Genomic DNA, 23572 nt, shown 5'->3' with positions numbered 1-23572 from the left:
CGTGCCTTCCTGTGCCTCGATGGGGCTGTCGGACACGGCGACCGTGCCCTCCCGGGCCTCGGTGACCGTGCCCTCCTGCGCCTCGATGGGGCTGTCGGACACGTCGGCCGGGAGTGCCCCGGCGGCGAGGACTGCGGCTGGAGCGGCAACGGCGAGGGTCATAGTTCGCATACGCACTGTGGAGCCCTTCTGTCCGGGACGTCGGCCTTTGGACGACCCTGACTGACCCTGATCCCTGTGGCGTGGAGGCAGCGCCCGGTCTTAGGCCGCTCGGCGGAGCGTTACTTGTCGATGCCGAACCGGCGTGAGACCTCGTCGATGGTGAAGCGCGCGCGGAGTTTGCAGGCGGAGTTCTGGTTGGCGAACAGGCCCGGGACCCAGAAGGCCTGCTCCTGGGGAACGGCCGCCTCCCAGTCGACCGGCACGATCCACTCTCGGGCGTCCCCGTCTCCGGTGGCCGCTACAGGACGCAGGTAACTCCCCCTCAGATCAAGCGACTTCATCTCCTGTTGCTCCCCGTCCACAGCCAGGCGCGCCTCTTCAAAGGGCTGCGCCTCGCCGATGACGGTGCCGATGCCCACGTAACCCCTGGACGGGATGTGCGTGAAGATCCGCGCGCCCTCGGGGAGTCCGCGCAGGGTGCGGGAGTACCACTCGCCGCCGCCTGCCGAGATGAAGCCGTACTTCCTGGCGTCGTCCCAGTTGCGGTCGCCCGCGTCCTGGTGGCCGAACGCCACGTACCAGTCCTGCCCGTTCCACGGCTCTTGTTTCCCGCGGGAGGTCGCGACGCGTGCCGGTGTGGCGGTCGTGTCGTCGACCAGGGCGGTCCGGGCGAGGTAGGAGCGGCCGTCGTCCTCGAAGTAGCGGAAGAACAGCACGTTCAGCGGCACGCCGTAGCCCGTGGACAGATACGTGACGATCCGCTCCGTCGCCGGATCGACCTCACTCGCCACCACGGTGAGCGAGTGCGCGCTGTTGAGCTCCTCCGGCGGGCTGGCCCCGAACCGGGCGGCGAACGCCTGGTCGAATGCCTCCTCGTCGTGGCGGCGGGACGCGTACTCCACGTGGATGTCCCGGACCTCGTCGTTCGTGAGCCCTTGGATCCATGACCCGTAGTCGAGGATCTGCGCCACCACGTCCCGGGGCGTACGGTCGCGCTTCAGCTCCAGTACGTGAAGATTGCCGTCCCCGTCGATCCCCAGCAGATCCAGGAACTTCCCGTAGGGCGTCGGCACCTGCCTGCCGATCAGAAGCAACGGCGTACCGAGAATGGCCGGATCCGCCTCTATCAGCTCTTCGAGCCGCGACTCCAGCGCCATCCGCCGAGTCGTCACCCGCACAGGTGCCCCGTCCACGCGCCACAGCCCGACCTCGAGCGGCATCCAGACCTCCACGGCCGATTCGCTCGACCGGCTCCATCGATACGACGACCCCAGTCAAGCACGTGGGGTACGGCCGGGCGGAGGCAGCGAAGCCGCCGCCCAAGTGGTCAGCGGGCGGCGGCTTCCAGGGGAGCAAGGAGTGTGCCGTCGGGTCAGTGGAGGGTTGCCGGGTCCGGGCCGATGCGGCGGTCCTCGTTGAGGGCGCTGATCGCGGCGATGTCCTCGGTGTCCAGGGAGAAGTCGAAGACCTCGATGTTCTCCTTGATCCGGGACGGAGTCACGGACTTGGGGATCACCACGTTGCCGAGCTGGATGTGCCAGCGCAGGACGATCTGCGCGGGCGTACGGCCGTGCTTCTGGGCGATGGCCACGATCGCCGGGACCTCGAGAAGGCCCTGGCCCTGGCCGAGCGGCGACCAGGCCTCGGTGGCGATGCCCTGCTCCGCGTGGTATTCACGCAAGGCGAGCTGCTGCAAGTGCGGGTGCAGCTCGATCTGGTTGACGGCCGGGATGACGGACGTCGCCTCGATCAGCCGGTCCAGGTGCTCTGGAAGGAAGTTGGAGACGCCGATCGTCTTGACGCGACCGTCGGCCAGAAGCTTCTCGAACGCCTTGTATGTGTCCACGTACGTGCCGTTGTCGGGCATCGGCCAGTGGATCAGATACAGATCCACGTAGTCGAGGCCGAGCTTGGCCAGGGACGTGTCGAAGGCGCGCAGCGTCGAGTCGTAGCCCTGGTCGCTGTTCCAGAGCTTTGTGGTGACGAAGAGGTCCTCGCGGGCGATGCCGGAGGCGCCCAGAGCCTTGCCCGTGCCCTCCTCGTTGCCGTAGGCGGCGGCGGTGTCGATGCTGCGGTACCCGGCCTCCAGAGCGGTGCTGACCGCCTGCTCCGCCTCGTCGTCCGGGATCTGCCAGACACCGAAACCCAGCTGCGGCATCTCGACGCCGTTGTTCAGGATGATCGGGGGGACCTTGCTCACGAGCTCTCGATCCTTCAGTCGTCGGTTGGTATCCCATCGTCAACGATCAAGGGCTGCCATGCATTCCTGCCCCTGTGCCTTCGCCGACGGAATCGGGGATTGGCCGGATATTGATCGTGCCTCCGATCCTATCGGTCCAGACCATTGACCGCGGACTGTCATACCGCGACTCTAACTGTCCCAGGCGACTGAACCCGGTGCATGTATATGAACTCCCATCCAGGACGAGGTGAGAGACCTGTGAGCACCACACGAAGAAACCTGCTCGGTGCGGCGCTCGGCGGCGCGGCCGCCGCTGCCGTCGGACTTCCCGCCACCGGCGCGCATGCCGCCTCCTGGCAGTTGAAATGGTCCCCGTCGGCGAGCGAGGACGGGCTCGGCGCGTTCGAGACCCTGGAGGACGACCGCGCCGACTCGCACCCCAGTGCCTCCCCGCACATCTACGCCACCGGCAACAACTGGCGCTTCAACATGCACACCGTCGACCGGGACACCTCGACCGACCGTCAGCGCCACGAGGTCACCGGCCTGCGCAACGGCAGCGGCGGCAACTACCTCAAATGGACCGAGGGACAGAGCTGGCGGGTCACGTACTCGATGTACATCCCGAGCTCACTCAAGGCGACCACCACCTTCACCCACATCATGCAGATGAAGCAGCCCGGCGCCGGCTCCGCGCCGATCGTCGTGCAGTCCCTGCGCCGGGTGAACGGCGTGCAGACCATCGAGCTGAAGCTGTTCGAGGACGACATCCTCGTCGGGCGCACCAACCTGGAGCCGCTGCACAACAAATGGATCGACGTCGACTTCCAGATCAAGGTCGGCAACGGCTCGGCGGGCTCGGTCCGGTGGATCCTCAAGAACGGTTCCACCACCGTCATCGACAAGTCCAAGACCGGCGTCGACACCTTCCTCGCCGACCGCGTACGCCCCAAGTGGGGCATCTACCGCTCCCTGGGCGACACCTCCGGCTCCCTCCAGGACTGCTATCTCCTGCTGACGAACCTGCGGGGCTATCAACTCGTGTGACGCCGCGCCCAGGCACCCAACCGGGTCGTGCCCGGCTGCGTGCCGGACGCGGCCACGGCCCGGGTCACCGACCGGTACGGCACCGCCCGGACGGTGGCCTGGAGTCGCACCTGCTCCCGCACCTGCTCCCGCACCTGCTCCCGCCTCGCCCGACGCTCCGCACGGATCGCCAGGGACCACAACGGCGAATTCCCCATCGTCGAAGGCGCGTTGTCAGTCCGCCCGAGATCCCAAGAATCCGCAAGCCGCTGGGAAGCCGAGAATTCGCGCTGGGCACTCAAAAGGCCACCAGCGGAGCCCCGGTCGGGTGCGGGCGAAGCTGGTGGCCTCTGTGGTGCGGTGAGTCGCTTACTCGGAGTGGCAAGTGCCATTCAGCGCCTGGTCGTTCCGTTCTCGAGCAGCGCGAGAACCCTTCGCTCAAGCGGAGTTCAGCACCTGTTGGCTACGCCACCCGTCTGGTCCCCCTTCAGCAGGCCGCCCCAGATCCAGTTGCCGGAGTAGAGCCTGACCCACTTGTCGTGAGCGACGCCGTTCTGGTTCACCCACTGGCCGTAGTTCCAGCATGAGGCGTTGAGGCCGGTGTTGGCGCCCACCGTGTAGACGATCTCGCAGTTGGTGGACGCGCAGCTGCGGACGTTCGCGGAGGTCCAGGTGGTGACGACCTGGTTGATGCCCACATCGGACGCCGTTCTCTGGCTCTCCGGCCGGTCGACGGGGGGTGTCGCCGCGACAGCGGGCGCAGACATCCCCGCGGTGGCCAGCATCCCTACCGCGATCGTCGTTAAGACCTTGGTTCGTGTGCGCATGGTGAATGGGCCGACTCCCGCCCCACCAGAGACATACGAACACGGTAGCCGCCAACTGGCGGATTTCCCCGATGTTATGACGATTCCGGCAGGGCAACGTCCCCTGCATGACGCGATACCGGCTCCACCATCGGCACAGCCCCGCCGAGTGCCCGGCCGCATTCGCGAGTTGGCGCGGCTTCGCAAGCCGGCTCCGCCACGGTTTCGCCACGGGCAGCTGCGACCGAGGGGGCACGAACTCTGGTGGGACGTCGAGGCCGACAGCCCGGCAGAGGCGCTGGCCCTGCTGCCGCAGTTCGTGGCCGATCGAACACGGGCCACCCCCGTTGACGACGTACGCATTCCGTGAGGCATCGCCCTCCTGGCTCCGTGCGGCACAGCCGTCCTGGCGTCCCATGGTGCGGCGCACTTGATCCATCGCGCCGGTGACCAGGGCACCCGGTGCACCGGTCCCTGGCTGCCCGGGCTGATGCCGAAGGTAATCGGCGCTAGAGGGCCGGTGGCGCGGGTGGTGCCGGATCGGGCAGCTCCAGGTTGTGCGACGGAAAACCGGCTCCGAACGCTGCACGTACGGGGCGGAGTAGGGCACAGGTGTCGGCTCAACGTGCGCGGCAAAGTAAGCACAGGTGTCGGCTCAGCGTGCGGCGGGTCACTCATGCAGGGCGGTGTCGGGATGGGGATCATGGATACGGACCCCACGAGGCTCGTCGTCCGTGCTCAAGCCGGTGACGACCGGCGCGCACGGAGTCCTCGGCGGCCGAACTCCCGGCGCTGGAAGCGGAGTTGCACGCGGTGGCGAGCAGCACCGCCGTCACGGCGGCGGCGATGGTGCGGATCGGTCGCGACATGGTCGGTCCCCCTCCGTCGGGTGACCGAAATAATCGGTGCAATCTGACGGTCCGTCAATAACTGGCAGCTCCGTCAGAGACGCGGGGGAACTGCGCGACCAGCCCCATCGAACCCGCAACTGCCCACGACCCGAAGTCCCCAACGGCTGCCTCGAAAAGCTAGGCCCGGTACAGGGCCTCCACCTCGGAGAGATACGCCTTCTCGATCGCCTTCCGCTTCAGCTTCAGCGAAGGCGTCAGCAGCCCGTGCTCCTCGGTGAACTGGTGGGCCAGTATCCGGAACGTACGGATGGACTCGGCCTGCGACACCAGCGTGTTCGCGGCGACCACGGCCCGGCGCACCTCGGTCTCCAGATCCGGGTCGCGCACCAGCTCGGCCGGGGTCAGCTTCGACTTGCCGCGCATCTGGAGCCAGTGCTCGACGGCCTCCCCGTCGAGCGTGACGAGCGCCGCGATGTACGGCCGGTCATTGCCGACGACGATGCACTGCGCGACCAGCGGATGGTCGCGCACCCGCTCCTCCAACTGCCCGGGCGAAACGCTCTTGCCGCCGGACGTCACCAGGATCTCCTTCTTGCGCCCGGTGATCGTGAGGTAGCCGTCCTCGTCGAGTGAGCCCAGGTCACCGGTGGCCAGCCAGCCGTCGTTCAGGGCCGCGTCGGTGGCCTTTTGGTCGTTGAGGTAGCCCTGGAAGATGTTGGGGCCGTGCAGCCAGATCTCGCCGTCGTCCGCGATGTGCACGGTGGTGCCGGGAAACGGCTGCCCCACGGTGCCGTACCGGGTGCGCTCGGGCGGGTTGGCGGTCGCCGCGGCGGTGGACTCGGTGAGGCCGTACCCCTCGTAGATCTGGACGCCCGCGCCGGCGAAGAACAGCCCGAGCCGCCGGTCCATCGCCGAACCGCCGGACATGGCGTGCTTCATCCGCCCGCCCATCGCCTCGCGGATCTTGGAGTAGACAAGCTTGTCGAAGAGCTGGTGCTGCACCCGCAGGGCAGTCGAGGGACCGGGCCCGATGCTCCAGGCCTTCGCCTCCACAGCGTCCGCGTACCGCACGGCGACCTCGACGGCCTTCTCGAACGGGCCCGCCTTGCCCTCCCGCTCGGCCTTCCTGCGTGCCGCGTTGAAGACCTTCTCGAAGATGTACGGCACCGCCAGGAAGAACGTCGGCCGGAAGGCCGCCAGATCGGGCAGTAGGGCTGCCGCGTTGAGCTGCGGCTGGTGTCCGAACTTGACCTTCCCCCGGATCGCGGCGACCTGCACCATCCGCCCGAAGACATGCGCCAGCGGCAGGAACAGCAGGGTGGCGGCCTCATCGCCCTTCTTCGAGTGGAACAGCGGCTCCCAGCGCTCGATGGCCGTGTCCGCCTCGAACATGAAGTTGCCGTGCGTGATGACACAGCCCTTGGGGCGACCGGTGGTTCCGGAGGTGTAGATGATCGTCGCGATCGACTCGGGCGTGACCGCGCGCCGGTGTCGGTGCACCACCTCGTCGTCGAGGTGCGCGCCCGCCTCGTACAGCTCGTGCACCGCGCCCACGTCCAGCTGCCAGAGCCGTCGCAGTGCCGGCAGCCGGTCGATGACCGTGGCGATCGTCATCGCATGGTCCTCGTGCTCCACCATCGCGGCCGACACCTGCGAATCGTGCAGCGTCCAGAAGACCTGCTCGGCCGAACTGGTGGGGTAGATCGGCACGACCTGGGCGCCGATCGACCACAGGGCGTAGTCGAAGAGGGTCCACTCGTAGCGCGTACGGGACATGATCGCGACCCGGTCGCCGAACCGGATGCCCTGGGCAAGCAAACCCTTGGCAAGAGCCAGCACTTCGTCGCGGAACTCCGCCGACGTCACATCGCGCCACTCGCCGTGCTCGTCCTTGCGGCCGAGAGCGGGGTAGAGCGGGTCCTCCAGGGCATGGTCGTAGACGGCATCGGCCAGGCCGCCCACCGGCGGCGCCGACGCCAACGGAGGGTTGGTGAACTCGCGCAATCCCCGCTCCTTGTGGCGCTCCGCACAGCGCCGTGAAAGCTACCCCACGTGGCGCTGCCGCGGGAGTGGCGGTGGCTTGTGCGGTCGTTGTGTTATACGTGCTGGTCAGGGCCCTATTTGCGGCTCCAACGGGGTGGGCCGGGACATAATTCTTACGGGTGCGTAGGTTTCCGGCTCGTAATCTCCACGGAATCTGTACGAAAGCGCTCCGCTCGGTGCGCCGTGGGGTGGATTCCCTTTGGGGTGGTGGGCTCGTGCGGGTTGTCTGTGGCTGGTCGTGCCCACGCGGCGGAGCCGCAAATCGACACAGCTCCGCGCCCCTTTCAGGGTCGCTTCCGTGAGCGTCCGCTGTCGAGGAACCCGCCTCAGTGCAGGCCGAACCCGCCTCAGCGGCCGGTGTGTGGGCTGACGCCGCCTTGGAGGATGCGAGTTGCCAGGGCGTTGGCTGAGCCCTGTGCCGGTGTGTGGCGGGTGGCTTGGGTCAGGACGAAGTCGACTCTGCCCAGTTCGGGGAGGGCTGCTCGGGGTGGGAGTCGGACCAGACCCGGAGGGATCAGACCCTGGGAGTGAGCCATTACGCCCAGCCCTGCTCGGGCTGCTGCGATGAGGCCGCTCAGGCTGCCGCTGGTGCAGGCTATGCGCCAGGGGCGGCCCTGGCGTTCCAGAGCTTCCAGGGCCAGGGCTCGGGTGATGCCCGGGGGTGGGTAGACGATCAGGGGTACGGGGCGGTCGGGGTCCAGCCGGAGGCGTTCCGCGCCGATCCAGACCAGGCGGTCGTGCCAGACGAGTTCGCCGTGGGGGTCCTCGGGGCGGCGTTTGGCCAGGACCAGGTCGAGCTTTCCGTCGGCCAGTTGCTCGTGCAATGTGCCTGAGAGCTCGACCGTCAGCTCCAGGTCGACTTCGGGGTGGTCGTGCCGGAAGCCCTCCAGGATCTCGGGGAGGCGGGTCAGTACGAAGTCCTCGGAGGCGCCGAAGCGCAGCCGGCCGCGCAGCCGCGTCCCCGTGAAGAACGCCGCCGCCTGCTCGTGCGCCTCAAGGATGCGGCGCGCGAAACCGAGCATGGCCTCGCCGTCTTCCGTCAGCTCCACGGAGTGGGTGTCCCGCGAGAACAGCTGCCGCCCCGCCGTGCTCTCCAGCCGGCGCACATGCTGGCTGACCGTCGACTGACGCAGCCCGAGGCGCCGGGCGGCCTGGGTGAAGCTCAGCGTCTGGGCCACGGCCAGGAACGTACGCAGGTGTGAAGGGTCGTACACGCTCCTCAGGCTATCGCGATCCGTGATGACAGTAAGAGCCGTATGCCGGATTCCCGATCACGCTCCGAAGGAGGACCATGGAGAGGGCACGATCCTGCGTCCGGACCGACAGACCGACGAACAAGAACCGACTCAGCAACGGAGCACCGTGAAACGCCTGACGTGGCCGTCCTGGCTGCCGATCGACCCGTACATCCTGCTCCTGCTCGGGACGGTGGGCCTCGCGGCGCTGCTGCCCGCCCGGGGGACGGCGGCCGATGTCGCGTCCGGGGTGTCGACGGGTGCGATCGCTCTGCTCTTCTTCCTGTACGGGGCACGCCTGTCGACCCGCGAGGCCCTGGACGGGCTGCGCCACTGGCGGCTCCATGTCACCGTCCTGGCCTGCACGTTCGTGGTGTTCCCGCTGCTCGGTCTGGCGGCCCGCGGCCTTGAACCGGTGTTCCTGACGCACTCGCTCTACATCGGACTGCTCTTCCTGACGCTGGTGCCCTCGACGGTCCAGTCGTCGATCGCGTTCACGTCCATCGCGCGCGGCAATGTGCCCGCCGCGATCTGCGCGGGCTCCTTCTCCTCCCTCGCGGGCATCGTGATCACCCCGCTGCTCGCGGCGACGCTCCTCGGCAGCGCCGGCGGCGGCTTCTCCGCGGACTCGATCCTCAAGATCGTGCTGCAACTGCTCGTACCGTTCGTGGCGGGCCAGGTGCTACGGCGCTGGATCGGCGACTTCATCGCACGCCACAAGCGGATCACCGGCCTCGTCGACCGCGGCTCGATCCTCCTGGTCGTCTACGCCGCGTTCAGCGAAGGCATGGTCCAGGGCATCTGGCACCAGGTCAGCCCGCTGCGGCTGGCCGGGCTGCTCGCGGTCGAGGCGGTGCTGCTCGCCGTGATGCTCACGCTCACCTGGTACGGCTCGAAGGCGCTGCGGTTCAGCCGTGAGGACCGGATCGCCATCCAGTTCGCCGGGTCGAAGAAGTCCCTGGCGGCCGGACTGCCCATGGCGAGCGTGCTGTTCGGTGCGCAGGCCTCGCTGGCCGTGCTGCCGCTGATGCTCTTCCACCAGATGCAGCTCATGGTCTGCGCGGTGATCGCCAAGCGCCGCTCCCGCGACCCCGAACCGGACCTCAGCCCGAGCCCAGCTTCAGGGTCACGAATCTCGGTCGGTACAGGGACACGTTCCGACTGAGATTCGACTGCGCCGCGGCCCCCGTCGCGTCCAGCCAGTTGACGTCGTAACTGAGCACGAGCCGCCCGCCGAGCGCCGGGTGCACCTGCGGGTTGTACGCCGCGACTTCCCCCTTCTGCTCGGGCAGCGGCGGGCTGAAGCCCTTGGTGGGCCCGCGCCAGGGGCCGGTGGGCGAGCACGCCCAGTACGAGGTGACGGTCGTCAGCCCCTCGGCGCCCGCCGCCATCGTGAACAGCACCCACGTGCCGCCGTCCCGCACGACCGTGAACGCGCTGCCCACGCCCTTACGCTGCCCGTCGCCGAGCACGGGCTTCATCCGCGACGAGATGGTGGACCACCGCCCGCCGTCCCAGTACTCCCACGCGTCCGGCTCAGCCAGCCGGTCGCGGGGCACCCGCGCCACGTACGCCTTCGAGGCCGGCCGGGAGGCGGCCTGTGCGTCGTCCCCGCCGAACACATACGTCCAGTCCTCGTCACTGGTCACCGCCGTCGTGCCGAACAGCACCCGCCGCTCCGGCTCCCGCACCTGCTGCTGGTCGAGGACCTTGACGATGCCCTCGACCCGCAGATCGGGCAGCGAGAGCGTGGCCACCTCCGTGGCGGTGGGGACGCCGTAGATCCAGGGGTACGTGCCGTTCGTACGGGTCCACAGCAGGACGCGTACGACCTTGTCCGAGGACCCGGGGGAGCGGGCCTCGACCTTTGCTGCTACCGGCCAGCGCCACTGACCGGGGGCCGGGTCCGGGAACAGAGGCGCGGGCAGGGTGTTCTGGAGGCGGCCGTCCGACATGACCACGGCCGAGTTCCGCACCAGGGGCGTGTTCTGGTCCCGCCAGGCGTACGACTCACCCACCGGGTTCGGCGGGCCGTACACCTGGCCGAGATACGTGTCCGAGAACAGCCACAGCACCCGGCCGTCCGGCAGCCGCACGGAATGGGTGCCGTCGCCGCCGGTCCAGTCGTCGGCCCGCGAGGCGTCATCGCCGTACCGCGCGAACTCGCCGGTGAGGTCCGGCTCCGCCGCCCAGGACGAGACCGTACGAGGCGTGCAGGCGCCCTCCCGGTCGTCTTCCTCCGGGAGGGCGGTGAGCAGCACCGCTCCGAGGACCAGGGCAAGGAGCAGTCCCAGCCCGGCCCCCGTACGGTGTCGTACTCGTGAGTCGTCGGGCACGGCACGGGACGTTAGTTGCTACCGCGCACCCGGTCCATGGGAAGCCACAGGACGGTGTCCCGCGTCACAGAGCTCGAACTGCCCGTACTGCCCGTGCTGCTGACTCCGGTCAACTCCGTGTCGCTGAGCGCACGGTCGTAGACGCGCACATCATCGATCGCGCCCGCGAAGTGTGCCCGGCTGTCCAGCTTCTGGCCGATGTGCACGCCGAACGGTGAGTTACGGCTCACGGAACCCGGCACGTCCGCCGTGCTGATCGGCGTGCCGTCGATGAACAGCGTGAGCTCCCCTCCGCCGCGCCGCAGCGCCAGATGGTGCCACTGCCCGTCGTTGTACGCGCCACTCGTGCGGACCGAGGCGGACTGCGGGGCACTCGCGCCGTCCCGGACCGTGATCAGCCCCTGAATGCGGTTCGAAGCGGGTTCACCGCGCAGCCACACCTGCGGCTGCGTGGTGCCGACCCCGCCCATCCAGAGCAGCGGCTGCTCACCGGTGGTGGCGGTGTAGCGGAACCACAGCGAAGCCGTGAAGTCCTTTGTCTCCAGCGGCAGTTCACTGTGATATGGCAGCCTTACGGCGTCGTCGGCGCCGTCGAACTCCATCGCCCGGCCGAACACACCGTCCGTCGGGCGCGCGCCACCGAGGACCGCCGCGGGACGCGTGGGAGAGACCAGATCGGTGGTCTTGGGGTCGGGGCCGCGACGCGGTTGCAGCCAGTCCTCCGTGAACCGTGCGAAACGGATCTCGTCGCGCGCGTCCACGGCCCCGCCCTCGTACATCAGGCCGACCGTGCCGCGGTTGATGTCCACCATGTCCGAGTAGCCGGACCAGTCCGTCGTGACGACCGTGCCACGGTCCACGCTGTCCCAGGTCCGCCCGCCGTCGTACGAGGAGCGGACCATCATCGTCCGGCGCCGGTCCGGATCGGCGGGGCAGGCGAGCAGGAGCCGGTCGCCCAACCGCAGGGTGGAACCCTGGACCTGGGGCGTGTAGAGGTCCGGCTGGGTACGGAAGGGCGAGGTGAAACTGTCGCCGCCGTCACGGCTGAACGTCTGCGTGCGGTGGCCGAGTTCGGTGCCGTCCTGCTCACGGCCGCTGATCAGGATCACCCCGTCGGCCCGCTCGGTCATGGTGATCTCGGACGGCTTCTGGCGGAACGTACCGCCTGCCGGTATCGGGTAGGAGTCCGTCGCCCCGATCCGCCAGCTGTCGCCGCCGTCGTCACTGACGATCAGCGCGGCATGATTGGCGGAGACCTGACTGCCGTTCCACGTCTCGGTGTTGACACCGAAGACGAGCCGCCCCGCGTGCCGGCCACGGCTCAGCTGGATGCCGTGCACGGGCCCGGTCGCGTACCAGGAGTTCCAGTGGTCGGGCAGGATCTCGTCGCTGAGGTCGCGCGGTTCGGACCAGGTGAGCCCGTCGTCGTCGCTGTGCTGCATATGGGGAGTGCGGTCGCACGGCACGTCGCAGTTGCGACCGTCCGTACGGCCCGTGTTGTACGTCTCCGCCAGCACGATGCGCCCGGTCTCGCGGTCCACGATCGGAGCGGGGTTGCCGTGGGTGTCACCCCCGCCCTCGTTGACGACCTGGAGGGGACTCCAGGTGCGCCCGCCGTCCGTGGAGCGCTTGAGCACGATGTCTATGTCGCCGGCGTCACTGCAGTCGTTCACCCGGCCTTCGGCGAACGCCAGCAGCGTGCCTTGCGTCGTTTTCACGACGGCGGGGATCCGAAAGCACGCGTATCCGGGATCCTGAGAGGCCTTGAAGAGGATCTGCTGCTCGAACCCGGTGGTTCCTGCGGCCGGTTGGATCCGGTCTGGTGCCGGTTGTGGCGACAGCGCGAGTAACGCGGCGGTGGTGACGCTTGCGATGGCGGTGGTTCTGAGACGTGCGCGAACACTTGACGGCATGGTGCGACCTGCCCTTCATCCGTCCGGACATCTGGACATCCCACGTCCAACGTGCGCGCCACAGACGCTACTTGGGCTCTCAGTGGGCCCACAAGAAGCGTGCAGCGGCCGTTCCGTCCGTTCCGTGATCACGAATGCCCGTGCGGCGACTGTGAAACCTCCGGGGCCACGGATGGGGGAGGTCAGGTGCTGTGGCTGGGGGAGTTCATTCTGACGGAGCAACAGATGATCAGGGTGGATCGTTATGGCGCGGCCGCGATTCAAACGCCGGTCCGGGCGAATTGAGCCCGTCCGGCGATTGAGGACAAGGCCTCAAGGCCGATACGGCGGTCTGGGGGCGGAGCCCCCAGTCGCGGCGTGACTGAGGCGGAGCCCCATCACGGCGCAGGGGGCGCTCCCCGCCGGTCGGGGGCCCCGCCGCCGTGTCGCGGGGAGCCGGTCAGCCCTGGGCGGCCGCGGTCCGCAGGGCGATCCGGTGTTCGCCCGCGTACACGTTCATGGAGGCGCCCCTGAGGAAGCCGACGAGGGTCAGATCCGACTCCGCCGCCAGGTCCACCGCGAGGGACGAGGGCGCCGAGACGGCGGCCAGGACGGGTATGCCCGCCATCACCGCCTTCTGGGCGAGCTCGAAGGAGGCCCGGCCCGAGACCAGCAGGGTCGTGCGGGAGAGCGGAAGCATGCCGTTCTGGAGGGCGCGGCCGACCAGCTTGTCGACCGCGTTGTGCCGGCCCACGTCCTCGCGGATGTCCAGCAGCTCTCCGTCCTCTGTGAACAGGGCCGCCGCGTGCAGACCCCCGGTCCGGTCGAAGACGCGCTGGGATGCGCGCAGCCGGTCGGGGAGACTCGCGAGCAGTTCGGGTTCGAGCCGGACCGGGGCGGCTTCGCCGTCGTCGATGGCCCATCGTGCCGTCGTACGGACGGCATCGAGGCTCGCCTTGCCGCACAGGCCGCAGGAGGACGTCGTGTAGACGTTGCGTTCAAGCGTGATGTCGGGGATGACGACGCCGGAGGCGGTCTTCACATCGACGATGTTGTACGTGTTGGACCCGTCCACGGTCGCGCCCGCGCAGTAGACGATGTTCTGCAGCTCTTGCTGATCGCCCAGCACCCCCTCACTGACCAGGAACCCCGCCGCCAGCGCGAAGTCATCGCCCGGAGTGCGCATCGTGATCGCGAGCGGCTTGCCGTTCAGCCGGATCTCCAGTGGTTCCTCGGCGACGAGCGTGTCCGGGCGGGACGAGACCGCCCCGTCCCGGATACGGATCACCTTGCGTCGTTCCGTGACTCGTCCCATGTTCTGATCAGCCCCGGTTCTGTACGTGCTGGTAGCCGAAACGGCCCTTGATGCAGAGATTGCCGTGGGTCACCGGGTTGTCGTGCGGCGAGGTGACCTTCACGATCTCATTGTCCTGCACGTGCAGGGTCAGATTGCAGCCCACTCCGCAGTACGCGCACACCGTGGTCGTCTCGCTCTGCGCCGACTCGTCCCACGTACCCGCCGCCCGCATGTCGAACTCCGTTTTGAAGCTGAGCGCTCCCGTCGGGCACACCTCGATGCAGTTGCCGCAGTACACGCAGGCGGAATCGGTGAGCGGGGCGTCGTGCTCGACCGCGATACGGGCGTCGAAGCCGCGCCCGGCGACGGAGATCGCGAACGTGTTCTGCCACTGGTCGCCGCAGGCGTCGACGCACTTGTAGCAGAGGATGCACTTGTCGTAGTCGCGGACGTAGAGGTCATTGTCGATCTTTGGTTGTTCATTCAGCCGGGCCGCGTCCGGGCCGAAACGGTCCGGCTTGGCCTCGTACTCCTTGAGCCACTCGGCGACCTGGGGTGTGGTCGACAAGTCGACCGAGGAGGCGAGGAGTTCGAGGACGATCTTGCGGCTGTGGCGGGCGCGTTCGGTGTCGGTCCGCACCTCCATGCCGGGCTCGGCCCTGCGGGAACAGGCCGGGACCAGGGTGCGAGAGCCCGCCACCTCCACCACGCAGACGCGGCAGGCGTTCTTGGGGGTGAGGGTGTCGCCCTGGCAGAGAGTCGGGATGTCCTTCCCCGCGGCCCGGCAGGCGTCGAGGATGGTAGAGCCCTCCGGGACCCTGGCCTCCTCGCCGTCGATGGTGAACTCCAGCAGACGACGGGGGATCCCCAGCGGCGTCACGGTCATACGGCGGCTCCTGTGCTGCGGCAGGTCGCGGTCATTCGTACGCCCCCAAGCGGTCGATGGCGGATTCCACGGCGTTCCACGCGGTCTGCCCGAGACCGCAGATCGAGGCATCCCGCATGGCGCGGCCGACCTCCCGGAGCAGGGCGATGTCGCCGGCCGCGTCCGTGCCCGTGCGCTCGACGATGCGGTGCAGGGCCTCCTCCTGGCGCACGGTCCCGACCCGGCATGGCACGCACTGGCCGCACGACTCGTCGCGGAAGAACTCTGCGATACGGAGCAAGAGGCGGGGGAGGGGAACGGTGTCGTCGAAAGCCATCACGACACCCGAGCCGAGCGTCGTTCCCGCCTCCCTCGTGCCCTCGAAGGTGAGCGGGATGTCCAGCTCGTCAGGGCGTACGAAGCCGCCGGCGGCGCCGCCCAGGAGGACGGCGCGCAACCGTCGACGTACGCCTGCCAAATCCAGCAGTTCGCCCAGTGTCGCGCCGAACGGGAGCTCGTAGACACCGGGGCGGTCCACGCTTCCCGATACGCAGAACAGCTTGGGGCCGGTGGATTTCCCGGTGCCGATCGCCGCGTATGCCTCGGCCCCCATCGTGAGGATCGGCAGCACGTTGACCAGTGTCTCGACGTTGTTCTCGGTAGTGGGTTTGCCGAACAAACCCTTCTCTACGGGGAAGGGCGGTTTCGAGCGGGGCTCTCCTCTGTAGCCCTCGATGGAGTTGAAGAGGGCGGTCTCCTCACCGCAGATGTAAGCGCCCGCGCCGCGGCGGATCTCGATGTCGAAGGCGTAGCCCTGGCCGAGGATGTCGTCGCCGAGCAGGCCACGCGCGCGTGCCTGACCGATGGCGTGCTCCATGCGCTCGAGGGCGCGTGGGTACTCGCCGCGCAGGTACAGGTAGCCCTTGTGCGCGCCGATCGCGTACGCCGCGATCGTCATCGCCTCCACGAGGGAGTACGGGTCGCCCTCCATGATCACGCGGTCCTTGAAGGTGCCCGGTTCGGATTCGTCGGCGTTGCAGACGAGGTAGTGCGGGTGGTCGGGTTGGGAGGCCGTGGCCTGCCATTTGCGGCCGGTGGGGAAGGCCGCGCCGCCTCGGCCGACGAGGCCCGCGTCGGTGACTTCGCGGATGACGCCGGCGGGGCCGAGGGTGAAGGCCCTTCGGAGGGCGGTGTAGCCGTTGTGCGCGCGGTAGTCGTCCAGGGAGGTGGGGTCGGCTGCTCCGATGCGGTGGAGGAGGAGCAGGGACGGGTCGCCGGACTGGGGGACGGCTGTTGACGCGGGGGGCTCGTCAGGTGCGGCGCCGGGGGAGGTGGCCGCGAGGACGGTGGACTCGACGGTGGCGGGGGCGGCAACGGCGGTGGCCCGCAGGCCCGCGGCGGTCGCCGGACGGGCTGAAAGATCAGCCCCTCCGGCGTTTGAGGAGCGGGCGCCCGCGGGCGGCGCCCCCGGCGGAGCCCCAGCGGGGCTCCGGGGCGCAGCCCCGGTTCCGGGAATGGGGAAAGAGCCCGCCGCGGGCGCCCCCGCCCGCACCACCAACGCCGCCGGCGCCCGCTCACACAACCCCAGACACGGACTCCGCTCCACGGAAACCCCGCTCCCGAGCCCCAGCCGCGCCTCGACCCCCGCGCACAACTCCGCCGCCCCCGCCCCCACGCACGCGAGATCGGTGCACACGTGCAGTACCGTCGCGGGCCGTGGCTTCACCGAGAACATGGCGTAGAACGTGGCCACCCCGTACGCCTCCGCCGGTGGCACGGTCAACCGTCGGCACAGGTAATCCAGCGCACCCTCGCTGATCCACCCCACGCGATCATTGATCGCGTGCAACCCCGGCAACAGCAGGTCACGACGATCCCGCGCCGCACGGCCCCCACGTGCCCACCTCAGGTCGGCGTCGGACCGGTCCGCGCCCTCCCACGACGACTGCGGAGGCCCGAGCAGCGCGTCGACCGCCGCCCGTTCCTCGTCCGTGGGCTTGCTGTCACCGAAGTGCAGATCCACCAGATCACCTCACCTGAATCGCAACCGGAAGCTTCTCGATCCGGATCGCCGACGCCTTGAACTCCGCGGTCCCGGCGATCGGGCAATTGGCCTCGATCGTCAGCTGGTTGGTGTCCACCTCGTCGGGAAAGTGCATGGTCATGAACGCCAGCCCGGGGCGCAGCGCCGGATCGACCCACACCGGCGCCACCACCGCACCGCGCCGCGACGACACCTGGACCTCTTCGCCCACCACGACCCCGTAGCGCTCCGCGTCCTCCGGACACAGTTCGACGTACTCCCCGCGCCGCAGCGGCGAGGCGAAACCGCCGCTCTGTACACCGGTGTTGTACGAGTCGAGCCGACGCCCGGTGGTCAGACGGATCGGGTACTCCTCGTCCGTCAGATCGACGGGCGGATCGTGCTGGACGAGCCCGAAGGGCGCGAGACGGCCGCGACGGGCCGGATCCGCATCCCACAACCGCCCATGCAGGTACGTCGGTTCGAGCCGATCCGTGTCCGGGCACGGCCACTGGATGCCCTGGTGTTCCTCCAGGCGCTCGTACGTCATCCCGTAGTGGTCCGGCGACACCGACCGCAGCTCGTTCCATACGGTTTCGGAGTCCGCGTACTTCCACTCGTGGCCGAGCCGGGCGGCCAGCTCGCAGATGATGTCGATGTCCTCGCGGGCCTCACCGGGTGGAGTGACGGCCGCCCGTACCCGCTGAACTCGCCGCTCGCTGTTGGTCGTTGTGCCGTCCGTCTCGGCCCACCCGGCGGTCGCGGGCAGCACCACGTCCGCCAGCTCGGCGGTCTTTGTGAGGAAGATGTCCTGCACGACGAGGAAGTCCAGGGCCTTGAGGCGCCGTACGGCCTGCTCGGTGTCGGCCTCGGACTGGGCGGGGTTCTCGCCGATGCAGTAGACGGCCTTGAGCGCGCCCTCCTCCATCGCCTCGAACATCTCCGTCAGGTTCAGCCCGTAGTGCGGCTGGATGACTGTGTCCCAGGCGGACTCGAACTTCAGCCGGATGTCCGGATTCAGGATGTCCTGGAAGCCGGGCAGCCGATTCGGAATCGCCCCCATGTCACCCCCGCCCTGCACGTTGTTCTGACCGCGCAAGGGCTGCAACCCCGAGCCGTAACGCCCCACATGCCCCGTCAGCAGGGACAGGTTGATGAGCGCGCGCACGTTGTCCGTGCCGTTGTGGTGCTCGGTGATGCCGAGGGTCCAGCACAGCTGTGCGCGCTCGGCGCGGGCATACGCATGCGCCAACTCCCGTATCGCGGGGGCCGGTACGCCCGTCACCTTCTCGGCGAGCGAGAGCGTCCAGGGCTCGACGAGTTGCTTGTACTCCTCGAAACCGGTGGTCGCCCGCTCGATGAAGGCCTCGTTCGCCAGCCCCGCGTGGATGATCTCGCGGCCGATCGCGTGCGCCATCGGGATGTCCGTGCCGACGTTCAGCCCGAGCCAGCTCTCCGCCCACTCGGCGGTCGACGTCCGGCGCGGGTCGACGGCGTACATCCGTGCGCCTTTCCTGATCCCCTTCAGGACATGCTGGAAGAAGATCGGGTGTGCGAAACGGGCGTTGGAGCCCCACATCACGATGAGGTCGGTGTGCTCGACCTCTCCGTACGACGACGTCCCGCCGCCCGAGCCGAATGCGGCCGAGAGGCCGGCGACGCTCGGAGCGTGGCAGGTGCGGTTGCAGGAGTCGACGTTGTTGGTGCCCATGACGACGCGCGCGAACTTCTGTGCCACGTAGTTCATTTCGTTGGTCGCGCGGGCGCAGGAGAACATCCCGAACGCACCGCGGGCGGCGGAGAGCCCGCGGGCGGCTCGGTCCAGCGCCTCGTCCCAACTGGCGCGCCGAAAGGGTTCGTCGCGGGAGTCACGGACGAGGGGGTGCGTGAGTCGGGTGTACGTCTTGGGAGTTCGGTCGCGCTTGTTTGTACGGCTCATGCGGCTCATGCGGCGGTCCTCAATGCGAGCAGATCCGAGATGGCGTGGACGGTGCGGAGCGTCGGCACCTCGACCCCGGTGATCTCCGCCAACTCGACGACGGCGGCGAGGAGTACGTCGAGCTCGAGCGGTTTGCCGCGCTCCAGGTCCTGAAGGGTCGAGGTGCGGTGATCGCCGACGCGCTCGGCGCCGGCCAGCCGCCGTTCGATGGAGACCCCGACCTCGCAGCCCAGTGCCCGGGCGACCGAGAGCGTCTCGGCCATCATGATCTCGATGACCTTGCGGGTGCCGCCGTGCAGGCACATCTGCCGCATGGTCGCGCGGGCGAGGGCACTGATCGGGTTGAAGGAGATATTGCCGAGCAGCTTGAGCCAGACGTCGTTGCGCAGGTCCGGCTCGATCGGGCACTTGAGCCCGCCCGCCCGCATGGCCTCGCTGAACGCGGTGCACCGCGCCGACACCGAGCGGTCGGGCTCGCCCACGGAGAACCGGGTGCCTTCGAGATGACGTACAACTCCCGGCCCTGCAAGCTCAGTTGCGGCATACACCACGCACCCGACGGCCCGTTCGGGCGCGAGCACCGCACTGACCGCGCCGTCCGGGTCCACGCTCTCCACACGATGGCCGTCGTACGGGCCGCCATGTCGGTGGAAGTACCACCAGGGAATGCCGTTCTGGGCGGCGACCACCGCCGTCGTGCCATGAAGGAGCGGCTCGATCAGCGGCCCGCACGCCGCGTACGAGTTGGCCTTCAGACCCAGGAAGACGAAGTCGGCCGGGCCGACCTCGGCCGGGTCATCGGTGACGTGTGCCCGAGCGGTGAAGTCCCCGCGCGGGCTGAGCACTTGCACTCCGTGCTGCCTCATGGCCGCCAGATGCGGTCCACGGGCGATGAGATGCACATCGGCGCCCGCGCGATGCAGCGCGGCACCGACGTAGGCGCCGATCGCGCCGGCGCCGAGAACTGCCACTTTCACTTGAGGGTCTCCGTTCGGTCGAGGGATACCGCGGAGGTGACTGTGGTGTCGAAATCTGTCGACGGAATATTGTCTACAGTATGGGAGTTGGTGCAGCAAGGGTTCGCGCACTAGCTGGGACAGCCTGGTGTGTGACGGTGCGTAGCTGACCACTTCGAGGGTCGCGCTCGCTCAAATGGCCTTCAGGCGTGGGATGCGGCGACTTCGCGGAGGAGGCTCAGAAACGCGGACAGGGCCGGCTGGTCCTCGGTCGCCTCCTTGACCACGGCAAAGATGGACCGTGTGGCTGCGGGCCGGGTGACCGGCAGGCACGTCACCGCAGTGGTGGAGATGGCGGTGAGCGCGAGCTTGGGAACCATGGTCACGCCGAGGCCGGTGGCGACGAAGGCGACGGCGGTGGCGTAGTCGTGGGCCTCCACGACGAAGTTCGGGTTGAACCCGGCCGCGCCGCACGCGTCGAGGATGGTCTCCCGGCAGATGCTGCTCGGCCACTCGTTGTCAATCCATGTCTCGTCGCTCAGCCTGCCCAGCTCAATGATCTCTTCGGCGGCGAGACGGTGCTCCGGCGGCAGGACCACGACGAAGGGATCGTCCAACAGGTGGATCGCACGTAGCCCGCGGGGCACCGGGACGGTGTCGTCCAGCACCATGATCTCGGCGTCCACCGCCTCGCCGGTCAACCCCTTGCCCAGCCTCAGCTCCACCCGGACCTCGGGGAAGCGCCGGCCGAACTCGGCGATGATCGGCGGGATCAGCACCGCGCCGGCAGTGGCGAAGTAGCGGACGGTCAACCGGCGCGACTTCCCCGCACGCAGGTCGGAGAGGGCTGTCTCCGCGTCGGCGATCCGCGTCTGGATCTGCCGGGCATGCGCGGCCAGGAGCCGTCCCGCTTCGGTGGGGCGGATGCCTCTGCCCCGGCGTTCGAACAGGGCGGTGCCGGTCTCCCGCTGCAGCGCGGCGATGTGCTGGCTGATCGCCGATGGGGTGTAGCCGAGGATGCCGGCCGCAGCTTGGATCGAGCCGGCCTCGACGACCGAGCGGAGCACAACGAGACGGCGGACATCAAGCATAGGCAGATAATACAGTCCCGCTTCATAGTTCTTAAGAAAACATCGCTTGTGCTGTCCTGTCGGCGGCTCCAGAATCCGAGCATGGAGAAGAACAGAAGCATTCGGCTGGGCATCGTGGGTCTGGGGGCGATGGGCAGCGAGATGCTCGATGTCGCGTGGCGGCACCCCGAGTTCGAGGTGGTTCTGGCCGCGGACCCCAGCACTCAGGCCGTTGAGCGGGCACGAGCGGCGCATCCGCAGGTGCCGTGCATCCAGCGTGCGGAGGAGCTGCTCGACCATGACGGGCTCGACGCGGTCTACATCGCGTCGCCGCCCGCCACGCACGCGGGCTTCGCGGTACGCGCCATGAAGGCGGGCAAGGCGGTCTTCGCCGAGAAGCCGCTCGCGGTGGATCTGGCTGAAGGCGAGGAGATGGTGGCGGTGGCCACGGCGACCGGAGCTGTGAACGCGCTGAACTTCGTGCTGTCCGATCGCAGCGCCGCGTTGGCGGTTGGCCGGGCGTTGCGGGACGGTGAAGCCGGCACAGTCCTCGGTGTGGATATCCGTTTCGACTTTCCGCAGTGGCCGAGGGAGTTCCAGCAAGACGCTCGCTGGGTGGCCGGACGTGCGCAGGGCGGGTTCCTGCGTGAGGTCGCCTCGCACTACCTCTTCCTCACCGACCGGCTTTTGGGCCACATCTCGCCCGTCCACACACACGTGACCTATGGCGTGGCAGGAGAGAGCGCAGCCTCGGGCCTGTTACTCGCAGGCGAAGTGCCGGTCAGGCTCTCCGGACAGGTCGCTGCTGCTCCGGAGACTTACGAGTGGACACTGCACGGATCCGAGCGGTCGTACCGGATCGACGACTGGGGAGACTTGTGGCTCGGCGACCGCTCCGGCTGGACCCGCGTCGAGCTGGATGGTCCGCGGGGCAGTGAGGAAACCCGGCTGACCGAGTTCGCCCGGGCCGTCCGGGGTGAGGACTCCACGCTGGCCGACTTCGCCGCCGGCTTGCGGGTGCAGCAACTGGTCGAGCACTTCCACCGGGAGATCCGGTGAGGCGTTGCGGCCCGGCGGTGGTCGTCGGCGAGCATGGCGGGCCGGGCGTGCTCGAAGTGCACGACCTCGGTCTTCCCGAGGTGGCTGGTGACCAAGTGCTGGTGGAAGTCGCCTACGCCGGAGTCAACTATGTGGACATCTACCAGCGCGAGGGCGTCTACCCCCGCCAGGTCCCCTTCGTGCCCGGCGGTGAAGGGGCGGGCCGGGTCCTGGAGGTGGGTGCCGAGGCGTCCGGACTGAGCCCCGGCGACAGGGTCGCATGGCAAGGCGCCCCGGGCGCCTACGCCCGGTATGTGTCGGTCCCGGCCTCCCAACTGCTGCGGATCCCCGACGAGGTGACCGACGAACAGGCTGCGGCACTTCCCCTCCAGGGGCTGACCGCCCACTACCTCGCAACCAGCTCATACGCCGTCCAACCCGGAGACACCGTCCTCATCCACGCCGGAGCGGGCGGGGTGGGGCTCCTGCTGACCCAGATCGCCAAGATCCGCGGCGCCACCGTCATCACGACCGTCTCCTCACCCGGCAAAGCGGAAGCCTCGCGCGCGGCGGGCGCGGACCAGGTGCTTGGATACGACGACTTCCATGAGGAACTGAGACGGCAGGGCGTCCATGCCGTCTACGACGGGGTCGGCAGAAGCACCTTCGAACGATCACTGAAAGTCCTGCGTCGGCGCGGCACTCTTGTGCTCTATGGCGGCTCCAGCGGGCATGTGGCCTCGGTCGACCCGCTTCGTCTGACCGACGGCGGCTCGCTCACGCTGAAGCGCCCCACTCTCCGCGACTTCGTCGTCGACCGAGCCGAGCTTGAAGGCCGCTTCCAGGATCTGCTCGACTGGCTCATCGAAGGACGGCTGCATCTGCACATTCACCGGCACTACCCCTTGGCGGACGCGAAGGATGCCCACCGTGCTCTCGCCTCGCGGGACACGGTCGGCAAGCTCCTCCTAGCCCCGTGATCCGGTGGCTCCTGGATGACGAAGTCGCTCGACCTGGAGGGGGCATTCACAGCCCCGGAACCCAGACAGTGATGTCTGATTGCCGCCAGCACTCGTTGGTGAGGGCGACGATGCTGGCGGCATGACTGATTCGTACACGACGGACTCAGTAGCCGTACTCACCAACATGTATGCGGCCGAGGCGGAGTACCTGGCGGCTGGTGGTCCCGGTGAGGCTTCGTTCGATCTACTGGCTCCGTTCTTCACCCTCGACGTTGTGCTGCACCAGGCCGATGCCCTGCCCTATGGCGGCACCTGGCGTGGTCATGCGGGCATGGAACAGCTCTTCCTCGCCATGAGCCAGGCTTGGGAATCGTTCGACATGATGGAACAGGAGTTCCTCGCCACCGGCGAGACCGCGGTGGTACTCACTCAGGTTCGTGCTCGCGCACGTGCCACCGGTCGGAAACTTGCCTTCCCCATCCTGCAGACCATCGCAGTCAAGGACGGGAGGATCGCCCAGGTCCGTGCTTTCTACTGGGACACCGCCGCAATCGCCGAGGCTTTCGCAGCACCCGGGAATACCATGTGAGGCCACCGGTGAGCTTGCTGGTCACACCTGCCGCGAACGGCCGGCCTGCGGCTCCAGCGCAGGCCGCCGTGACAGGCCCCGGAGCGGCTGAGAGCCACGCCAGCCTGGATCGCACCGGCCTGAGAGCGGGCGGCAGGAACTGGATCAACCGCCACAGGTGGACGCCGTACGGGCGAGTCGTCATCGCCGGCTTCTCCCTGTGACCGTGAGAGACATAGGCGCCGGTGGAAACGGCCGCCCCTCGTGACCGAGCAGCCAGTACGGCTCATCTGGTCCTCGAGTAAGCGGAACCAGCCAGCT

19 protein-coding genes are annotated in these 23572 nt (G+C 68.5%); 5 read left to right on the top strand and 14 right to left on the bottom strand.

Annotated elements, in window-relative coordinates:
• Positions 1-281: 281 nt before the first annotated feature.
• On the bottom strand, positions 282-1382 hold the full coding sequence (locus ACFYO0_RS26240; RefSeq protein WP_388680526.1) for an endonuclease NucS domain-containing protein: 1101 nt from the start codon (positions 1380-1382) through the stop codon (positions 282-284).
• A 152-nt stretch (positions 1383-1534) separates the two neighbouring features.
• Complete coding sequence (locus tag ACFYO0_RS26235; protein WP_388680996.1) at positions 1535-2320, bottom strand: aldo/keto reductase; 786 nt, start codon at positions 2318-2320, stop codon at positions 1535-1537.
• 282 nt (positions 2321-2602) lie between these two features.
• Between ACFYO0_RS26235 and ACFYO0_RS26230 the strand changes: the two genes are divergently transcribed.
• Positions 2603-3391, top strand: a complete 789-nt coding sequence (locus ACFYO0_RS26230; protein WP_388680522.1) for a Tat pathway signal sequence domain protein — start codon at positions 2603-2605, stop codon at positions 3389-3391.
• Positions 3392-3819: 428 nt separating this feature from the next.
• On the opposite strand, the gene ACFYO0_RS26225 is transcribed toward ACFYO0_RS26230, so the two are convergent.
• The 4 genes from ACFYO0_RS26225 to ACFYO0_RS26210 form a co-directional block, all read right to left on the bottom strand.
• Positions 3820-4197, bottom strand: coding sequence for a hypothetical protein (locus ACFYO0_RS26225; protein ID WP_388680519.1), 378 nt, complete (start codon positions 4195-4197; stop codon positions 3820-3822).
• 680 nt (positions 4198-4877) lie between these two features.
• A complete protein-coding gene (locus ACFYO0_RS26220; protein WP_388680517.1) occupies positions 4878-5045 on the bottom strand; it encodes a hypothetical protein in 168 nt (55 codons plus the stop codon).
• Between the two features lie 159 nt (positions 5046-5204).
• The gene (locus tag ACFYO0_RS26215; RefSeq protein WP_388680514.1) at positions 5205-7031 is read right to left on the bottom strand and encodes an AMP-dependent synthetase/ligase; all 1827 of its coding nucleotides are present in this window, start codon (positions 7029-7031) and stop codon (positions 5205-5207) included.
• Between the two features lie 386 nt (positions 7032-7417).
• Complete coding sequence (locus ACFYO0_RS26210; RefSeq protein WP_388680512.1) at positions 7418-8284, bottom strand: LysR substrate-binding domain-containing protein; 867 nt, start codon at positions 8282-8284, stop codon at positions 7418-7420.
• Positions 8285-8432: 148 nt separating this feature from the next.
• On the opposite strand from ACFYO0_RS26210, the gene ACFYO0_RS26205 reads away from it, so the two are divergent.
• A complete protein-coding gene (locus tag ACFYO0_RS26205) occupies positions 8433-9470 on the top strand; it encodes a bile acid:sodium symporter family protein (protein WP_388680509.1) in 1038 nt (345 codons plus the stop codon).
• Here ACFYO0_RS26205 and ACFYO0_RS26200 read toward each other — a convergent pair.
• From ACFYO0_RS26200 to ACFYO0_RS26165, 8 genes are all read right to left on the bottom strand, one after another.
• The gene (locus ACFYO0_RS26200; RefSeq protein ID WP_388680507.1) at positions 9409-10641 is read right to left on the bottom strand and encodes a DUF4185 domain-containing protein; all 1233 of its coding nucleotides are present in this window, start codon (positions 10639-10641) and stop codon (positions 9409-9411) included. The two genes, ACFYO0_RS26205 and ACFYO0_RS26200, sit on opposite strands and share 62 nt — an antisense overlap.
• Before the next feature lie 11 nt (positions 10642-10652).
• Positions 10653-12554 (bottom strand): exo-alpha-sialidase, encoded by a 1902-nt coding sequence (locus ACFYO0_RS26195; protein WP_388680504.1) that lies wholly within the window; start codon positions 12552-12554, stop codon positions 10653-10655.
• A 439-nt stretch (positions 12555-12993) separates the two neighbouring features.
• Complete coding sequence (gene fdhD, locus ACFYO0_RS26190; RefSeq protein ID WP_388680501.1) at positions 12994-13848, bottom strand: formate dehydrogenase accessory sulfurtransferase FdhD; 855 nt, start codon at positions 13846-13848, stop codon at positions 12994-12996.
• 7 nt (positions 13849-13855) lie between these two features.
• On the bottom strand, positions 13856-14716 hold the full coding sequence (locus ACFYO0_RS26185) for a 2Fe-2S iron-sulfur cluster-binding protein (protein ID WP_388680498.1): 861 nt from the start codon (positions 14714-14716) through the stop codon (positions 13856-13858).
• Between the two features lie 31 nt (positions 14717-14747).
• On the bottom strand, positions 14748-16718 hold the full coding sequence (locus ACFYO0_RS26180; RefSeq protein WP_388680495.1) for an NAD(P)H-dependent oxidoreductase subunit E: 1971 nt from the start codon (positions 16716-16718) through the stop codon (positions 14748-14750).
• Positions 16719-16722: 4 nt separating this feature from the next.
• Complete coding sequence (locus ACFYO0_RS26175; RefSeq protein ID WP_388680492.1) at positions 16723-18666, bottom strand: molybdopterin oxidoreductase family protein; 1944 nt, start codon at positions 18664-18666, stop codon at positions 16723-16725.
• Positions 18663-19634, bottom strand: a complete 972-nt coding sequence (locus tag ACFYO0_RS26170; protein ID WP_388680489.1) for a 2-dehydropantoate 2-reductase — start codon at positions 19632-19634, stop codon at positions 18663-18665. The genes ACFYO0_RS26175 and ACFYO0_RS26170 overlap by 4 nt, the downstream gene beginning before the upstream one ends.
• A gap of 182 nt (positions 19635-19816) precedes the next feature.
• A complete protein-coding gene (locus ACFYO0_RS26165; protein WP_388680486.1) occupies positions 19817-20704 on the bottom strand; it encodes a LysR family transcriptional regulator in 888 nt (295 codons plus the stop codon).
• 81 nt (positions 20705-20785) lie between these two features.
• On the opposite strand from ACFYO0_RS26165, the gene ACFYO0_RS26160 reads away from it, so the two are divergent.
• The 3 genes from ACFYO0_RS26160 (at position 20786) to ACFYO0_RS26150 (ending at position 23272) form a co-directional block, all read left to right on the top strand.
• Positions 20786-21742: a Gfo/Idh/MocA family protein gene (locus ACFYO0_RS26160; protein ID WP_388680484.1), complete on the top strand. Its 957-nt coding sequence runs from the start codon at positions 20786-20788 to the stop codon at positions 21740-21742.
• Positions 21739-22701: a quinone oxidoreductase family protein gene (locus ACFYO0_RS26155; protein ID WP_388680482.1), complete on the top strand. Its 963-nt coding sequence runs from the start codon at positions 21739-21741 to the stop codon at positions 22699-22701. The genes ACFYO0_RS26160 and ACFYO0_RS26155 overlap by 4 nt, the downstream gene beginning before the upstream one ends.
• Before the next feature lie 121 nt (positions 22702-22822).
• Positions 22823-23272: a nuclear transport factor 2 family protein gene (locus ACFYO0_RS26150; protein ID WP_388680479.1), complete on the top strand. Its 450-nt coding sequence runs from the start codon at positions 22823-22825 to the stop codon at positions 23270-23272.
• Positions 23273-23572: the final 300 nt, after the last annotated feature.

Origin of the sequence: Streptomyces sp. NPDC006365, from assembly GCF_042870755.1 — a bacterium.
Taxonomy (GTDB): Bacteria; Actinomycetota; Actinomycetes; order Streptomycetales; family Streptomycetaceae; genus Streptomyces; species Streptomyces xiangluensis.
The sequence above is the reverse complement of the archived record's forward strand: the minus strand, read 5'-3'. Positions and strand labels throughout refer to the sequence as shown.

What these genes read in the sequence shown, in the direction of transcription:
- ACFYO0_RS26150 (WP_388680479.1), top strand. Translation starts at nt 22,823, where the DNA reads ATGACTGATTCGTACACGACGGACTCAGTAGCCGTACTCACCAACATG.
- ACFYO0_RS26185 (WP_388680498.1), bottom strand. Translation starts at nt 14,716, where the DNA reads ATGACCGTGACGCCGCTGGGGATCCCCCGTCGTCTGCTGGAGTTCACC.
- ACFYO0_RS26195 (WP_388680504.1), bottom strand. Translation starts at nt 12,554, where the DNA reads ATGCCGTCAAGTGTTCGCGCACGTCTCAGAACCACCGCCATCGCAAGC.
- ACFYO0_RS26235 (WP_388680996.1), bottom strand. Translation starts at nt 2,320, where the DNA reads ATGCCGCAGCTGGGTTTCGGTGTCTGGCAGATCCCGGACGACGAGGCG.
- ACFYO0_RS26225 (WP_388680519.1), bottom strand. Translation starts at nt 4,197, where the DNA reads ATGCGCACACGAACCAAGGTCTTAACGACGATCGCGGTAGGGATGCTG.
- ACFYO0_RS26165 (WP_388680486.1), bottom strand. Translation starts at nt 20,704, where the DNA reads ATGCTTGATGTCCGCCGTCTCGTTGTGCTCCGCTCGGTCGTCGAGGCC.
- ACFYO0_RS26240 (WP_388680526.1), bottom strand. Translation starts at nt 1,382, where the DNA reads ATGCCGCTCGAGGTCGGGCTGTGGCGCGTGGACGGGGCACCTGTGCGG.
- ACFYO0_RS26220 (WP_388680517.1), bottom strand. Translation starts at nt 5,045, where the DNA reads ATGTCGCGACCGATCCGCACCATCGCCGCCGCCGTGACGGCGGTGCTG.
- ACFYO0_RS26160 (WP_388680484.1), top strand. Translation starts at nt 20,786, where the DNA reads ATGGAGAAGAACAGAAGCATTCGGCTGGGCATCGTGGGTCTGGGGGCG.
- fdhD (WP_388680501.1), bottom strand. Translation starts at nt 13,848, where the DNA reads ATGGGACGAGTCACGGAACGACGCAAGGTGATCCGTATCCGGGACGGG.
- ACFYO0_RS26175 (WP_388680492.1), bottom strand. Translation starts at nt 18,666, where the DNA reads ATGAGCCGCATGAGCCGTACAAACAAGCGCGACCGAACTCCCAAGACG.